This window comes from Kitasatospora sp. NPDC042419, assembly GCF_056437345.1.
On sequence record NZ_JBWKAW010000009.1, the window covers coordinates 157374 to 173039 of the forward strand.

The 15666-nt window shown below is 75.9% G+C and carries 13 protein-coding genes; 6 read left to right on the forward strand and 7 right to left on the reverse strand.

The window, feature by feature from the left end:
• Nucleotides 1-70 precede the first annotated feature (70 nt).
• The 3 genes from AC067J_RS19560 to AC067J_RS19570 all read left to right on the forward strand — a co-directional run bounded on the left by AC067J_RS19560 (nucleotide 71) and on the right by AC067J_RS19570 (nucleotide 2650).
• Nucleotides 71-508, forward strand: coding sequence for a nuclear transport factor 2 family protein (locus AC067J_RS19560; RefSeq protein ID WP_478300778.1), 438 nt, complete (start codon nucleotides 71-73; stop codon nucleotides 506-508).
• 475 nt (nucleotides 509-983) lie between these two features.
• On the forward strand, nucleotides 984-1724 hold the full coding sequence (locus AC067J_RS19565; RefSeq protein ID WP_478300780.1) for a class I SAM-dependent methyltransferase: 741 nt from the start codon (nucleotides 984-986) through the stop codon (nucleotides 1722-1724).
• A 197-nt stretch (nucleotides 1725-1921) separates the two neighbouring features.
• On the forward strand, nucleotides 1922-2650 hold the full coding sequence (locus AC067J_RS19570) for a response regulator (RefSeq protein ID WP_478300782.1): 729 nt from the start codon (nucleotides 1922-1924) through the stop codon (nucleotides 2648-2650).
• Nucleotides 2651-2698: 48 nt separating this feature from the next.
• Here AC067J_RS19570 and AC067J_RS19575 read toward each other — a convergent pair whose 3' ends face one another.
• Nucleotides 2699-3193, reverse strand: a complete 495-nt coding sequence (locus AC067J_RS19575) for a hypothetical protein (RefSeq protein ID WP_478300784.1) — start codon at nucleotides 3191-3193, stop codon at nucleotides 2699-2701.
• Nucleotides 3194-3437: 244 nt separating this feature from the next.
• Between AC067J_RS19575 and AC067J_RS19580 the strand changes: the two genes are divergently transcribed.
• The gene (locus tag AC067J_RS19580) at nucleotides 3438-3923 is read left to right on the forward strand and encodes a pyridoxamine 5'-phosphate oxidase family protein (protein WP_478300786.1); all 486 of its coding nucleotides are present in this window, start codon (nucleotides 3438-3440) and stop codon (nucleotides 3921-3923) included.
• A 131-nt stretch (nucleotides 3924-4054) separates the two neighbouring features.
• Here the strand turns inward: AC067J_RS19580 and AC067J_RS19585 are convergent, their stop codons facing one another.
• The gene (locus AC067J_RS19585; RefSeq protein WP_478300988.1) at nucleotides 4055-5752 is read right to left on the reverse strand and encodes a sensor histidine kinase; all 1698 of its coding nucleotides are present in this window, start codon (nucleotides 5750-5752) and stop codon (nucleotides 4055-4057) included.
• Between the two features lie 675 nt (nucleotides 5753-6427).
• Between AC067J_RS19585 and AC067J_RS19590 the strand changes: the two genes are divergently transcribed.
• Nucleotides 6428-7327, forward strand: a complete 900-nt coding sequence (locus AC067J_RS19590) for a universal stress protein (RefSeq protein WP_478300788.1) — start codon at nucleotides 6428-6430, stop codon at nucleotides 7325-7327.
• A gap of 316 nt (nucleotides 7328-7643) precedes the next feature.
• The gene (locus AC067J_RS19595) at nucleotides 7644-8726 is read left to right on the forward strand and encodes an Acg family FMN-binding oxidoreductase (RefSeq protein ID WP_478300790.1); all 1083 of its coding nucleotides are present in this window, start codon (nucleotides 7644-7646) and stop codon (nucleotides 8724-8726) included.
• 189 nt (nucleotides 8727-8915) lie between these two features.
• Here AC067J_RS19595 and AC067J_RS19600 read toward each other — a convergent pair whose 3' ends face one another.
• From AC067J_RS19600 to AC067J_RS19620, 5 genes are all read right to left on the reverse strand, one after another.
• Nucleotides 8916-9590 (reverse strand): copper chaperone PCu(A)C, encoded by a 675-nt coding sequence (locus tag AC067J_RS19600; RefSeq protein ID WP_478300792.1) that lies wholly within the window; start codon nucleotides 9588-9590, stop codon nucleotides 8916-8918.
• Nucleotides 9587-11875, reverse strand: a complete 2289-nt coding sequence (locus AC067J_RS19605; RefSeq protein WP_478300990.1) for a heavy metal translocating P-type ATPase — start codon at nucleotides 11873-11875, stop codon at nucleotides 9587-9589. The genes AC067J_RS19600 and AC067J_RS19605 overlap by 4 nt, the downstream gene beginning before the upstream one ends.
• A 71-nt stretch (nucleotides 11876-11946) precedes the next feature.
• On the reverse strand, nucleotides 11947-12126 hold the full coding sequence (locus AC067J_RS19610) for a hypothetical protein (protein ID WP_478300793.1): 180 nt from the start codon (nucleotides 12124-12126) through the stop codon (nucleotides 11947-11949).
• A gap of 203 nt (nucleotides 12127-12329) precedes the next feature.
• Entirely contained in the window at nucleotides 12330-14693 is a 2364-nt protein-coding gene (locus AC067J_RS19615; RefSeq protein WP_478300795.1) for a lamin tail domain-containing protein, read from the reverse strand.
• Between the two features lie 351 nt (nucleotides 14694-15044).
• Entirely contained in the window at nucleotides 15045-15416 is a 372-nt protein-coding gene (locus tag AC067J_RS19620) for a PPOX class F420-dependent oxidoreductase (RefSeq protein ID WP_478300992.1), read from the reverse strand.
• Nucleotides 15417-15666: the final 250 nt, after the last annotated feature.

Below are 15666 nucleotides of genomic sequence, written 5' to 3' on the forward strand. Positions count from 1 at the left end.
GAGTCGCCGCCCCGTATGTTCGGGCGCGACACCGGGGGAACCGCCCCGGTCGTGTCGAGAGGGGTGTCCCATGACCACTGCCGCACCGCGCGAAGTCCTGGAGAGTTTCGTCCGGTTGATGGCCGACGGTCCCAACGAGGCGGCGGCGGACCTGTTCACCGCGGACGCCCCCTTCGAGCTGCCCTACCTGATGCCGGGCGTGCCCGACCAGGAGCCGGGCCGGGAGGCCTTCCGGCTCCACCTCCAACGCGGCGCCACGGTGCAGAAGTTCGAGAGCGCGGACCGGGTGGCCGTCCACGAGACGGGTGATCCCGAACTCGTCGTCGTCGAGTACCGCATCCACGGCCACGTCCTGGCGACCGGGAAGCGGTTCGCGTTCGACATGGTGATGTTCGCCCGCGTCCGGGACGGACTGATCACCTGGTCGCGTAGCTACTCCAACCCGCTCGACAGTGCGATCGCCTTCGGCGCCGCGGAACGGCTGCTCGCCGCGATCGCGGCGGGCTAGGGACTGTCCGGTCCGGTCGCCCCGCCGTCCGGGGCCGGACGGCGGGGCGACCGCGGTGGCCGAGCCGGGGAAGGTGTGGCCTCGTCCGCCGCAACGAGCGTCGACAGCCCGGGAGTTCACGGACGACCGCCGAGCGCCGAGCGCCGAGCGCCGACGGCCGCACGAGCGGCTCGGGGGTCTCAGGGGTTTCCGGCCCGGGTCCCCGGCCACGGGCCGACGGGGCGTGGGACCGGTCTCCGTGGAGCACCCGGTACCCGGCCGCGCACAGGAGCGGAACGGCCAGTACCGCACCGCAGCCGGCACCCGTGCGCTGTGCGTTCTTCCAGTACGGCCCTCGGCCGGGGCGGAGCAGACTGTCGGCAGGGGAGTCCGCGGCACGGTCACACGGCCGCGGGCCGCGGGCCGCGGACCGCACCCGGAAACCGGCGCGGATCGGAACGGAACGGCACAGCACGGCAGACGGAAGGACGGCACGATGGACACGCAGCTGTACGACGGGATCGGCGAGGCGTTCGAGGGCTTCAAGACCCTCCCGCTCGCCCGCTACGCGGAAGTGCCCGGCTTCCTCGCCCTCGTCGGCGACGTGCGCGGCAGGTCGGTCCTCGACCTGGCCTCCGGAACCGGCTTCTACAGCCGGGAGTTCAAGCGCCGCGGCGCATCCCGTGTGCTCGGCGTCGACATCTCCGGCGTGATGGTCGACGCGGCCCGGGCACTGGAGGTCCGCGAGCCGCTGGGCGTGCGGTACGAGGTCGGCGACGTCGCCGAACTGCGTACCTTCGACGAGCGCTTCGACGTCGCGACCGCGGTCCAACTGTTCAACTACGCCGAGGACATCGCCACCGTCGAGCGGATGTGCCGGAACATCCACCGCAGCCTCGCGGACGGGGCCGGCTTCTTCGTCTTCATGCAGAGCCCCGACTTCCGGCTCGACGGTCCGTCCCTGGCCAAGTACGGCTTCCTCTGCGAGCCGGTGGGCGGGGAATCCGAGCTCGGACCGCGGGTGAGGGTCACCGCGCTCCTCGATCCGCCGATCTCGTTCGTCAGCACCCCGCCCCGCCGCGAGGTGTACGAGACGTGCCTGCGGGCGGCAGGGTTCGGCGAGCTCACCTGGGTGCCGCTCGACGTCTCGGACGCCGGCGTGCGTGAGTTCGGCGAGGACTTCTGGGCGGACCTCCGCGCCAACCCGCCGCTGGAGATGCTGCGCTGCCGCGCCTGACCCGGCCCCCTCGGGGAGCCGGTGGCCCGGGCCCCGGCGCGGCGGGCCCCGCCGGGGACGCCGGTCCGCGCGGCCGCCGGCCACCGGCTCCCCCGGGGAATGGGGCCGTTCGGCCCTGGGCGGCCGCCGGACGGTGGGGCATGATGCGGTGGACCCGGCGTGTGGTGTGCCGGGCGTGGAGAAGGTGGAGCCGCGACATGGCGAGCGAGACGACCGGTACCGAGACGCCGGCACCGGTCAGGGTGTTCCTGCTGGACGACCACGAGGTGGTGCGCCGCGGCGTGCACGACCTGCTGGACTGCGAGCCGGACCTGGAGGTGGTCGGCGAGGCCGCCACCGCCGAGCAGGCCCTGGTCCGCGTCCCCGCGCTGCGCCCCGACGTCGCCGTCCTGGACGTCCGCCTCGGCGACGGCGACGGCGTGGCCGTCTGCCGCGAGCTGCGTTCCCGGATGCCCGACCTGGCCTGCCTGATGCTCACGTCCTTCGACGACGAGGAGGCGCTCCTCGACGCCGTCATGGCGGGCGCCTCCGGGTACGTGCTGAAGCAGATCAGCGGGACCGACCTGGTGGCCGCCGTCCGGACCGTGGCCTCCGGGCGGTCGATGCTCGACCCGGGTGCCGCCACCCGCCTGCTGAACCGCCTCCGCAGCGAGGCCGAGCCGGCCCGGCCGTCCACCGGGGGACCGGAGCTGACCGCGCGCGAGCAGGAGGTGCTGGCACTCATCGGCGAGGGGCTGACCAACCGGCAGATCGGCGAGCGGCTCTACCTGGCCGAGAAGACGGTGAAGAACCACGTCTCGCGCCTGCTCGCCAAGCTCGGCGTGGAGCGGCGCGTGCAGGCCGCGCTGATCGCCACCGAACTGCGCCAGTCCGCCGCCCAGTCGGCCCACCACCCGCGCGTCCACGGCGGTGTGCTGCGCGGCTGAACCCGCCCCGCGGCCGCCGGCGCGGCGCGTCCGGCGCGGCGCGTCCGGCTACCCGGACGAGGACACGAGGTTCACCGTGTACACCACGATGATCTTGGCGGCGAAGTCACCGCCGAGAATGACGTTGTAGTCGCAGGAGACCGTGGTGAACCCGTCGATCTCGTCGAAGCGGACCTTGCGGTTGAAGCTGCCCTGGTACACCTGGTTGGCGTGGAGCGTTCCGCTCACCACGATGTCCTCGGTGAGGTCGTTGCTGAATATCAGCATCTGGTTGAGGTGCCCTGCGGTCTCCGCCTCGAAGTGGGAGACCGAGAGCCGCCGAGTGACGTTGAAGGTGAGGCTCTGGCCCGGCGGGATGTGGGTCGCCCCGCTCGGGTGCACGGGCTGTCCGGACAGTCTCCGGTAGAGGTTCCCGGACTCGAAGATCTGCTCGTCGTCCACGGCGCGCACGGTCCGGGCGTTGAGGGCCCCCTTCGGCGCTACGCTGTCGGGGCCCGCGTTGCGCATGGTGGCTAACGTGACGTCAATTATCTTGGTCGCCATGACGTGTCCTCCCTGCGGCGTGCTTCCGCGCGCAGATGGTCCCGTTCACCACCATTGTCCCGCGCGTCGACTGCTTCGGCAAAGCGATCCGTGTGCGCCCGCCGGCCCGGTGGGCCCGCGGTGGGGGGCGGCCGGGACGTCGGACGGGGACGGTCGCCGGGACGTCCGACGGGGCCCGGACGGGACCCTCGGCGGGACCATCGGCCCTCGCCCCGCCCGGGTCCGGCGAGCGACCATCGCTCGCATGAACGTCGATCCTGAAGCCCCGGCCGCGCAGGCCGAACCGTCCGGCAGGCCGCGGCCGAGCGGCTCGCGGGATCTCGACGCGGCCCGGGCACTGGAACTGCTGGGCGGCACCGAGGTGGGGCGCGTCGTCTACACGGTCGGCGCGCTGCCGGCGGTCCTTCCGGTGCGGTTCCGGATGGACGCGGGCGGCGGCGTGCTGCTGTCGGCGGACGCGGGTTCCGAGCTGGCGCGGGCGGTGGACGGTGCGGTGATCGCGTTCGAGGCCGACGAGGTGGACGGCGCCGACGGCACCGGCTGGTGCGTGACCGTTCTGGGCCGCGCGGAGGTCCGCCGCCCGGCGCGGGAGCGGGAGCGGGAGCACGGGCCGGGGCGCGGGCGCGAGCATGGCCAGGAACGGGAGCAGGAGCCGGGTCCGGGCCGGGTGGAGATCCGGATCGGTGCGGAACTGATCGTCGGCCGGCACCTGACCGCCGACCCCGTCTGACCGCGGCCCGGCCGAGCACGGAGCCCGACGGCGGCCCCGTACCCAAGGGCCCGGGCACGGTCCGACGGCGGCCCCGCCCGGGCAGGGCCCGTCCGCCGTCGCGGGGCCCTTCCGGGGGTCGGGACGGCGCCCTATACCCCCAGCGGGGCCTCCCAGTGCAGCGCCGTCCCCCCGCTCTCCGCCGGGCGCAGCTCGAAGGTGCCGCCGGTCCGCTCGGCGCGTTCGGCCAGGTTGCGCAGGCCGCTGCGCCGGCCCCCGGCGGGGACGCCCACGCCGTCGTCGGTGACGGTGAGCTCGACCCGGCCGCCGAGCGCGCGCAGGGCGACCTCGACCCGGCTCGCCCGGGCGTGCCGCGCGACGTTGCTGAGAGCCTCGCCGAGGACGGCCATGACGTGCTCGGCCAGGTCCTGCGGCACGTCGGTGTCGAGCAGGCCCTCCATGCTGAGCCGTGGGGCGAAGCCGAGGGTGGCCTGGGCCTCGCCGACGGCGCGGGTGGCGCGGGCGCGCAGACCCCGGTCGGGCTCGCTGTGGGCGCGCAGGCCGAAGATGGTGGAGCGGATGATCTTGATCGTCTCGTCCAGGTCCGCGACCGCCCGGCTGACCCGGTCCGCCGCGCTCTGGCTCTCGATCAGGCGGCCGGCGCTCTGCAGTGTCATGCCGGTGGCGAAGAGCCGCTGGATGGCCAGGTCGTGGAGGTCCCGGGCGATCCGGTCGCGGTCTTCGAGCAGCGTCAACTGCTCGGCGTCGCGGCGCCGTTCGGCCAGCTCCAGGGCGAGCGCGGCCTGGTCGGCGAAGCCCAGCAGCGGGCCGGTCTCCTCGGCGGTGAAGGGCGACCGCCCGCTCTCCCGCGCGAGCAGCAGCACACCGCGCCCGAACCCCTCGCCGGTTCCCAGCGGCACCGCGACCGCCGGCCCGAGCCCGGTGAACCGCCCGGCCGGACCGGCCGGGAACCGTCCGTCGTGCTCCAGCTCGTCGCTGGTCACCGGCGAGCCGGAGGCGTACGCGGCGCCGGAGAGCGTGCCGTCCACCGGGACGGTCACCCCGAGCCGGGCCTGCGGCCGGCCGCCCAGCGCGACCTCGACGGTCAGCTCGGCCGCGCGCTCGCCCGGCCCGGCGAGCGCCACCGAGACGTCGGCCAGCTCGGCGCCGGCGATCTCCCGGGCCCGCCGCGCGATCAGCTCCACGACCTCCAGCCGCGGTGCGCCGGAGAGCAGGCTGCGGGTGATCTCGGCGCTCGCCCGCAGCCAGCGCTGCTGGCGCTGGGCCTCCTCGTACAGCCGGGCGTTGTCGATGGCCACGCCGGCGGCGACCGCGAGCGTCGAGATGACCGCCTCGTCGTCGGCGTCGAAGTCCAGGCCGCCGCGCTTGTCGGTGAGGTACAGGTTGCCGAACACCTCGCCGCGCACCCGTACCGGCACCCCCAGGAAGGTGTGCATCGGCGGGTGGTTGGGCGGGAAGCCGACCGACGCGGGGTGGTCGGAGAGCACCGGGCAGCGCAGCGGCCGCGGGTCGCGGATCAGCTCCCCGAGGATGCCGTGTCCGGACGGCAGCGGGCCGATCGCGTCGATCTCCTCCGTGGTCAGGCCCACCGTCAGGAACTGGGACAGCGAGTGCCCGTCGGCGCCGATCACGCCGAGCGCCGCGTACCGGGCGTCGACCAGGTCGGCGGCGGCCTCGACGATCCGGTGCAGGGCCTGGGCGAGGTCCAGTTCGCGGCCGACCGCGAGCACCGCCTCCAGCAGGCTGTGCACCCGGTCGCGGGTGCCGCGTGCCGCGTCGATCCGCCACTGGAGCTCCTCCAGCAGTTCGTCCAGGCGCAGCTGCGGTATCCGTGCGCCGGCGCCGCGCGTCCGGGGCGCGTCCGGGGCCGGGGCGGCGGCACCGTCGGTCGTTCCGGTCGTTCCGGTCGTTCCGGTCGTTCCGGCGACTCCGGTGGCACGGGTGATTCCGGTGGCGCCGGTGCCGGCCGGGCGCTGGGGAGCGCCGGGTGCGGCGGGCGCACCGGGGGCTGTGGCACCGGCGGCGGCCCGGCCGCAGCCCACCGGGGGTGCGTCGTCGTCTCCGCCGGTGCCCGTCCGCGTACCTTCCGCGCCGTTCACCGGCGTCCTCCTCGTCGTTCTGTCCAGCCCGGTCCGATTCCGCCACCGGTCGTCGGTTCGTCGGTTCCTTGGTTCGCCGGACCGGGCGGATTGTCGGATTCACGTTAGTGCCCACCGGTACCCGTGCGGCACCCCGGGGTGGTCATGGCCGTGCTTCCGGCCCTGCCCAGGGACCTATGGCCCTGCGGCGCGGGCCCTGCGGCCCCTGGCCCGCCGCCCGGCCGCTCGGCCAGGGTGGGAGACGGCGGACGGTGCGTCAGACCGTACCGCCCGGCAGCCGTCCGGCAGTCGGCCGGCCGCCGTACGGCACCAGCGGCACGCAGCGGACCCGTGGCCGACCTGTGGGGGACCGGAAGCGGACCCCGGCGGGTGGCGAGCGGGACGACGCGCGGAGAGGAACCTCCCATGACGCCCCCTGTTCTGGCCGGAGTCGACGGATCGCCCGAGAGCACCGCGGCCGCCCACTGGGCCGCCGAGGAGGCCCGGCGGCGCGGCGCCCCGCTGCGCCTGGTGCACGCCTGGCCGTGGCTCACCGACGGCCGGGCCGCGTTCGCCGACGCGGACGACCTGCCGGTCGCCGCCCAGCGGATGCTCGCGGGGACGGCGGACGAGGTCCGCGAGCGCCACCCCGGGGTGACCGTCCACACCGACGTGGTGCTCGACGCCGCCGTGGACGGCCTGGTGGCCGCCGCCGAGGACGCGGGCCTGCTCGTTCTCGGCTCGCGCGGTCTGGGCGGCTTCGCCGGGCTGCTGGTCGGTTCGGTGAGCATGGCGGTCGCCGCCCGGGCGGCCGCGCCGGTGGTGGTCGTCCGGCCGACGGGTGACGCGCCCGAGGCCGAGGCCGTCGTCCGGGCCGTTCCCGGGGCCCTCCCCCCGGCCCTCCCCGAGGTGGTGGTCGGCGTGGACGCGGGCGCGCCCAGCGACGCGGTGCTCGCCTTCGCCTTCCGTGAGGCCGAGCTGCGCGGCGCCCGGGTCCGTGCGGTGCACGGGTGGGACCTCCCGCCCGCCTTCGCGGTGGTCGGCTTCCTGCCGTCCGGTACCGAGATGGCTCAGCTCCAGGCGGGGGAGGAGAAGGCGCTGGCGGCCGCTCTGGCGGCGCACCGGGAGCGGCACCCGGAGACGGAGGTCGTCGAGCAGGTCAGGCTCGGCGCCGCCCGGACCCTGGTGGAGGACTCGGCCGGGGCCGGACTGGTGGTGGTCGGCCGCCGTCGCCGCCCGCACGACTTCGGGCCCCGCCTCGGACGGGTCGCGCACGCGGTGCTGCACCACGCCCATGCGCCGGTCGCGGTGGTGCCGCACGACTGACGGGGCGCGGCGCCCGCCCGCGACCGGCGACGGTCAGGGGGAGGCCCCCGCTCGGCCCGCTCGTCCGGTTACCCGCTCGTCCGTTTGCCCGCTCGTCCGATCACGTCGTTCGCGGCTCGCCGTGCGGGCGCGGGTGGGAACGGGCGGGCGCGGGGGCACGGCGGGTCCGGGCGGGCCCGGGTGGACCCGGGCCGTTGGACCCTGCCGTCCGGCCGACGTCCGGGCGCAGGCTCGGAGTAGCAGCCGTCCCGACCGGCCGTCCCGCCCGCGCGGCGGCTCCGCCGGGACGAGGCGACGAGGCAAGGAGAGGATCACCATGACCGAGTCCGCCCTCACCCCGGCCGACCTGCGGTCGCTCGCCGTCGCCGGCGGTGCGGCCCCCTCGCTGCACAACAGCCAGCCGTGGCGGTTCCGCCCGACCCCGGACGGGTGCGGTGTCGAGGTGCACGCCGACCCCGCCCGTGCGGTCCCGCTCGCCGACGCCAACGGCTCCGCGCTGTACGTCGCGGTCGGAGCGGCCCTGTTCAACCTGCGGGTCGCCGCCGTCCGACTGGGCCGCGAGCCGGTCGTCCGGCTGCTCCCGGACCCGGCCGACCCGCACCTGGTGGCCGTCCTCGACCTCGCCGCCCCTGCCGCCCCCGCGGCTCCCGGCGCCGCCCCTGCCGCCCCGGCTCGCGGCGTCGCCTCCGCCGCCGGGCCGTTCGGGCGCGACCTCTATCCCGCGATCGCCGAACGCCACTCCAGCCGTCAGCCGTTCATCAACCGGGACGTGCCCGAGGCGGTGCTGGCCGAGCTGGTCGCGGCCGCTCGCGACGAGGGCGTGGCGTTCGCCGCCCTGGAGGAGGCCGGGGTGCGCCAGGTGCTGGAGCTCACCGCCGAGGCCGAGGACCGGATCGCCCACGACCCGGCCCGGCGCGCGGAGACCCGTTCCTGGCTCCGGTCCGACCCCGAGCCCGGCTCGCCGGACCGGGCCGTCGACGGCATCCCGTACGGCGCGCTGGGCCCGCAGGACCACGACGCACGGGTGCCGATGCGCGAGTTCGCCGGCCGGCCGCCGTACCACGACGGGCCGCCGCAGCCGTCCCAGCGGTTCGAGGCGCTGCCCCAGCTGTGCACCCTCACGACCCCCGGGGACGGTCCGGCCGACTGGCTGCGCGCCGGACAGGCGCTGGAACGCGTCTGGCTGCTGGCCACCGTGCACGGCGTGCGGCTGACGGTCTGGCACCAGCCCGTCGAGTGGCCGGACCTCCGCTGGGGCCTGCGCGACCCGGCCGAGGGGCCCGGACACGTCCAGCTGGTGATGCGGATCGGCTACGGCCCGCCCGGGGCGGCCACACCGCGCCGGCCGGTCGAGGACGTCCTCGACGCGACGGCCGTGCCGGGGGCGCGGGCGGAGTGAGCAGCGGCACCGGGGCGGCGAGTCCCGGCGACGGGGGACGCCGACCGCCCCGCTGCGGGGGAGGCGCCGGTCGTCTGCCCGCGCAAGGCCGCCGAGCGGTCCCGCAGGTCGGTGGCCGGGCCGTCGCCCCTCGATGCGGACGGCCCGGCCACCGGGCTCCTGCTGCGGGCGACCGCCGCCCTTCCGGTCTCAGCCGCTGCGCCGCCCGCCCGGCCTGACGACCTCCGCCTTCACCCGCAGCTCGGGGCTGTTGCGGAAGGCGAGCGTGAACTCCACCCACTGGCCGACCGTGAGCGCCGGCGGGTTGGTGATCATCAGGTCGGCGTCCTCCGGCGACATCACCAGTTCGCCGCGCTCCGGTACGGGCAGCGCGGCGACCGGCTCCCACCGGCCGGAGGCCCCTTGGTGGAGGTGCCGCTTCAGCGTCACCTTGCCGCCGAACTCCCAACTGGCTCCGGTGAGTTCGTCCGGTATGTCGCCGGGGTTGCGGACCGTGAAGAACGCGGCGGTCGCCGTCGCCCCGCCGGTCGTCGGCAGCAGCAGCCAGCCCGGTCCGGCCTCCACCGGCTGCGGCCGCCCGGCTCCGCCGACCGCCGTCCACCCGGAGAGCAGCGCCAGCGCCACCGCGGCCGCCGCGACCGGCGGGCCGGCCACCTTCAGCCGCTCGGGGACGCGCCCAAGCCGCTCCGACACCCGCCCCGGCCGCGACCGTGGCCGTGCCCCGCTCGCCGCGCTGACGCTCGCCGCGCCCTCGACGACCGCGCCCTCGACGACCGCGCCTCCGTGCACCGCGCCCTCGCTCACTGCACCCTCGTCCACCGCGTCCTCGTTCACCGCGCCGTCGTCCACCGCGCCGTCGTTCACCGCGCGGCCCCCGTGCCCGCGCCCGCCCGCGTCGAGCGTCCCGCCCGGGCCGGGCGCCGCCCGCCGCCCGGCGAGGCGCCACCGCGCGCGTCCGAGCCGCCCCGGCCGGGGCGCCAGGTCCGCAGCCGCAGGCTGTTCCCCACCACCAGCAGCGAACTCAGCGACATCGCCACCGCCGCCAGCATCGGGTTCAGCAGCCCGACCGCCGCCAGCGGGATCAGCACCACGTTGTAGCCGAACGCCCACAGCAGGTTGACCCGGATCGTGCCCAGCGTGCGCCGGGCCAGGCGGACGGCGTCCACCACCGCCTCGATGTCCCCGCGCACCAGGGTCAGCCCGGCCGCGCCGATCGCCGCGTCGCTCCCCGAGGCCAGCGCCACCCCGAGGTCCGCGGAGGCGAGCGCGACCGCGTCGTTGACGCCGTCGCCGACCACCGCCGTGGTCCGTCCGGCGGCCCTCAACTCGGCCACCACCTCGGCCTTGCGCTCCGGCGAGGCCGAGAAGTGCACCCGCTCGATGCCCAGTTCGCCCGCCACCGCACGGGCCGCACCGGGGCCGTCGCCGGTCAGCAGGACGGGTTCCAGGCCCATCCCGCGCAGCCGGTGCAGCGCGCGCCAACTGCCCGAGCGCAGTGTGTCGCCGACCGCGAGGACGGCCACCGCCCGCCCGTCCAGCTCCACGACCACCGGTGTCCGCCCGGCCGCTGCGGCCTCCTCCAGCGCCGTCACCAGGCCGGCCGGCAGCGGGCCCGCCGCGTCGTCCGGGCGGACCACCCGGACCCGCCGCCCCTTCACCGTGCCGGCCACCCCCACTCCGGCGGTGGCCGTGAAGTCGGCCACCGCCGGGAGGGGTTCGGAGCCACACCGCTCGCGGGCCGCCCCCACGACAGCCCTGCCGATCGGGTGCTCCGACCGGTGCTCGACGGCTCCTGCGAGCCGGAGCACCTGGTCCTCGTCGACCCCCGCGTCCGGGGCCACGGCCACTGCCGCGAGCTCCATCCGGCCGGTGGTCAGTGTCCCCGTCTTGTCCAGCACCACGGTGTCGATCCGCCGCAGGCTCTCCAGCACCTCCGGGCCGCGCACCAGCACGCCCAGTTCGGCGCCCCGGCCGGTCGCGGCCAGCAGCGCGGTCGGTGTGGCCAGGCCCAGCGCGCACGGGCAGGCCACGACGAGGACGGCGACCGCCGCCGTCACCGCCGCCTGCGGGTCGGCCCCGGCGCCGAGCCAGAACCCCAGTACGCAGACCGCCACCGTCAGCACGCACGGGACGAACACCCCGGCGACCGTGTCCGCCAGCCGCTGGGCCCGCGCCTTCCCGGCCTGCGCGTCGGCCACCAGGGCGGTGATCCGGGCGAGTTGGGTGTCCGCGCCGACCGCCGTCGCCCGCACCACCAGGGCGCCGCCGACGTTCACGGTGGCACCCGCCACCACGTCGCCCGGGCCGACCTCCACCGGCACCGACTCGCCGGTCAGCAGGCTCAGGTCCAGCGCCGAGCTGCCCTCCACCACCACGCCGTCGGTGGCCACCCGTTCGCCCGGCCGGACCACGAACTCCCGGCCGGGGAGCAGCTGTTCGATCGGCAGCAGCTGCTCCTCACCGGTCTCCGGGTCGCGGACGCAGACCTCCTTGGCGCCCAGCTCCGCCAGCGCCCGAAGCGCCGAACCGGTACGCCGCCGCACCCGCCCCTCCAGCAGCCGCCCGGCCAGCACGAACAGCGGCACCCCGACGGCCGCCTCCAGGTAGACGTGCGCGGTGCCGCCGCCGTCCGCGGTCAGCGAGAACGGCATCCGCATGCCGATCTCGCCCGCCCCGCCGAACAGCAGCGCGTACGCGGACCAGCCGAACGACGCCACCACGCCGAGGCTCACCAGGGTGTCCATGGTCGCCGCCGCGTGCCGCAGCCCCTGCCAGGCCCGCCGGTGGAACCCGGCCGATCCCCAGGTCACCACCGGCAGCGCCAGCACGGAGCAGACCCACTGCCAGGCGTCGAACTGCAGCGACGGCACCATCGACAGCACCACGACCGGCACGGCCAGCAGCGCCGTGACCAGGAGTCGCCACCGCTCGCCGGAATCGTCCGGGTCAGGGCCTGCCGCGGAGAGCCCGTCCGGCGCCAACTCGGCCGTGTACCCGGCCCGTTCGACCGCCGCCACCAACTCCTCGACACCGACCCCGGCCGGGTGCAGCACCCGCGCCCGCCCGGTGGCCAGGTTGACCCCGGCGGTCACCCCCTCGATCCGGGCCAGCCGCTTCTCCACGCGGCTCACGCAGGCCGCGCAGGTCATCCCGCCGACGGCCAGGTCGGTGCTCACCGGCGCGCCGGTGTCCCCGCTCCCGGCGCTCTCCACCACGGCCTTCACCGGCCCGCTCCCATGTCGTGCCCCATCCCGGGCTTGCCGCCCCCGCCCCCGCCGGGCGTCAGCCCGGGCGTCACGGGCCCGGCCCCCCGCCCCACGGCGAAGGCCACCACGAACACCACCACCAGCAGCAGGGCGAACCCCGCCAGCACACTCAACGGCCGGCTACCCGGCGACATCCCACTCACCCCCCACCAGTCGTCCCCCCGGCCCGATCAGTTCCCGTACACCCCTAATCGACCGGGATCACACCCCTTCGTCGGCCGCCCGGGCACCGCGGGCGCCCGCGCGCACGCCGCTGCCCCGGCACCATGGCGCGGTGCCGGGGCAGCGGGGGCAGCGGGGGCAGCGGGGGCGGCGGGCAGTGGGAGGGCGGGGAGGGTCAGGGCAGGGGGATGCGGACGACCTGGGGGTCGTGGTCGCTGAGCTGGGTGGGGAACTCGCTGTTGAGGTGGACGATGTCGTAGCCGTAGGGCCTGGCGGCGAGGTAGGGGGAGACCAGGATGTGGTCGAGCACCTGGGAGTTGCCCTCGTAGACGTAGGTGTAGCGCTCGGCGGTCGGGAGGGTGCGGGGGAGGTCGACCAGGGAGCCGCCCGCGGTGAGGAGGTCGGCGGTCTGGGAGAACTCGAAGTCGTTGAGGTCGCCGAGGACGATCACCGAGGCGTCGGGGTCGACGGCGAGGAGCTGGTCGGTGAAGGACTTCACCACGGTGGCCTGGGCGTGCCGCTGGGTCTCGGACGGCCGGGTCGGCTGCTGGTAGCGGCCGAAGAGGGGCTGGTCGCCGCCCTTGGAGTTGAAGTGGTTGGCGATCACGAAGACGGGGCGGCCGTTCCAGCGGAACTCGCCGGCCAGCGGCTTGCGGCTGGCGTTGAAGGCCGGGTTGCCCGGGTCGATCCGGCCGGGGGAGTAGGCGAGGGAGGGGACGCCGCCGCCGTTCACCACGGAGTTGGCGGTGGTGGAGCCGGCCCCCGGGCGGTCGGTGAAGCTCAGGCCCCGGTCGGTGCGGTAGAGGAACACCTGGCGGATGTTGCCGCCGGGCTCGCCGCCGTCCTGGTCGTTCACCGGGTTGATCTGGCGGTAGGAGTAGGACGGGCCGCCCGCCGCGGAGATGGCGGCGGTCAGCCGGGCGAGGGTCTGGTCGGCGGCGACGGTGCCGTTGTCGGTGGCGCCGTTGTTGTCCTGGATCTCCTCCAGGGCGACCAGGTCGGGCGAGCGGAGGTTGGCGACGACGGCCGCGGCGAGGCCGTCGAACTTGCTCTGCGGGTCGTTCGGGGAGAGGTTCTCGACGTTGAAGGTCGCCGCGGCCAGCTCGCCGGCGGCCGGTGCGGCGGTGGTCTCCGCGGTGAGCCCGCCGGGGGCGACCGTCGGGGTCGCGGTGGCCAGCAGCTTGAAGTTGCCGAAGGAGTAGTCGAGGACGCCGACGGTGGAGCCGGAGAGGGTGTCGCCGACCTTGGCGCTCGGTGAGGGGGCGAGCACGTCGTCGAGGATGACCCGCTCGGGGTTGCCGTCGGCGGCCTGGAGGAGGATGCCGCCCCGGTTGGTGCGGGTGGTGGAGCCCTGCGGGACGACCGGGACCTCGCCGAACGAGCTGGTCGGGCCGACCACGGCGGCGTTGTCGAGCCTGACCCGCATGCCCTCCAGCGACTCCCAGAAGTCGAGGCCGTCGGTGGCCGGCTGGAAGCCGCCCGCCGTCTCGGCGTTGCCGGTCGTGACGCTGGAGATCACCGCGGCCGGCGGCACCCGGCCACCGGCGCCGACCAGGGTGGCGGCGGGCAGCGCCGTGTTGTGGGCGAGGACGGTGACGCTCGGCGCGGTCAGTTCGGTGACGGTGAGGTTGGTGGTGCCCCCGGTGCCGCCCGGGCGGAACTCGCTCACCGTGCCGCCGACCGTCACCGAGTCGCCGACGGCGACGCCCGGCGCGCCGGCCGTGTAGACGTAGACGGCCTCGCTGGTGGCCGGGTCGGCGTCGGGCTGCGGGTCCTGGAACCAGAAGCCGCTCGGGCCGGCCGCGGTGACGACGCCGGGCACGGCGCCGACCGTCTGTCCGGCCTTCGGGGAGGTGCGGGCGGCGCCCTGGACGTCGCGTATCCGGGTGCCGCCGGTGCCGCCGCCGGAGGAGGAGTTGCGCGGGGCGGGCGCGGTGACGGCGAAGTCGGCCGCGTTGCTGTCGGTGTCGGTGGCGCCGCCGCCGGCCCGCAGCGCGGCGGTGGTGTTGGCGAGGTTGCCGGTCGGCGAGCCCTCGGCGGAACTGGCGCTCGACCCGTAGCCGACGAAGTCCTTCACGCCCGGCTGGGTGGCGCAGCCCGAGGAACAGGTCAGCGCGGTGCCGTTGGTGACCAGCGCGACCTTGCCGGTGGTGGCGCTCAGGGCCAGCGTGCCGGTCGCGTCCGGCGTCGGCAGGGCGGCCCCGGCGCCGGCCCCCGCCGCCTCCTGGACGAGGAAGTACTTCCCGGGGGCGATGGTGCCCGTCAGCGTGGTCCTCGCCCACGAGGACCCGGCCGCCGAGGCGTACTGGACGGTCCAGCCGGTGACGGAGACCGGTGCGGAGCCCCGGTTGTACAGCTCGATGTAGTCGTTGGCGTACTGGGCGCCGGAGTTGCCGCCACCGCCGTACACCTGGCTGATCACGATGTCCGCGGACACCGCCTGCGCGGTGCCGGCCGGAAGCGCGAGGAGCGCTCCCACGACGGCGGCGGCGGATGCCACCGCCAGTGCGCGGAGCCGGACTCGATCGGTTCGCCGCATGGGCGTCCTCCTGACGAGCGAGCGGTTGATGGTCGGGCGCTGTGTGTTCTAGCAGCGTCACCCGTGCCATACCGCGCGCTGCGGCGAACGGCCAGACGTACGGGGGGAGAACAGTTCGGCCGTCCTGCGCCCGACGGATCGTCCGTGTGCGTCCCCGGCCCGGCCGGGGTGTCAGGAGGTGCGGGGAGAGCGGCCCGTGGCGGGTGGGGCGGGTGGAGCGGAGGGGGGTGGAAGGGGTCGAGAGGGTGGAGGGGCGTAGGGGGCGGAGGAACGGAGGGGTGGCGGCCGGTGGAGTACCGGCCGGGACCGTGCCGGTCGGGGTGCGCCGGCGCCCGCGGGGGCCCGTCTCCGTCAGTCGGCGAGCGTGATCCGGATGCCGACCGTGCCGCGCTCGCCGCGCCGCAGCCGGCTCCCGAGCACGGTGACGACACCGAGCAGGCCGTACTTCTGCCGCAGCAGCGTCCGGTAGGCGGCGGTGCGCTCGGGGCCGAGGATCTCGGCGGTGGCCGGGTACTGCTCGCCGGTCGGGTTGCCGCGCACGTCGCAGGGGCCGACCAGGACGTCGGCGCGGTTGCGGATCCGCTTGACCTTCCAGGAGTCCGTGACGGTCCAGACGCCGAGCGCCTCGCCGTCCCGCACCACCCAGACCGGGGTCGCCACGGTGGTGCCGTCCTTCTTGTACGTGGTGACCAGGAGGTAGCTCCCGGCGGAGAGGCCGACCAGGCGTTCGAGCCGCTGCTGCTTCCGCTCGGACGGCTCCTGCGGGGCAGTCGGCTCCTCAGGGGTGGCCTGGTCCTCAGGGGTGGCCTGGTCCTGAGGGGTGGCCTGGTCCTGCGGGCCGGACGGCTCCTGCGGGGCAGCCGGGTCCTGCGGGTCGTTCGGGCCGGACTGCGGGGTGGGGGCGCTCATGGCGGGAATTCTAGGGCGCCGACCAGCTGGGACTCGCGTCGAGGCGGTGACGGCCGGGTGGCCG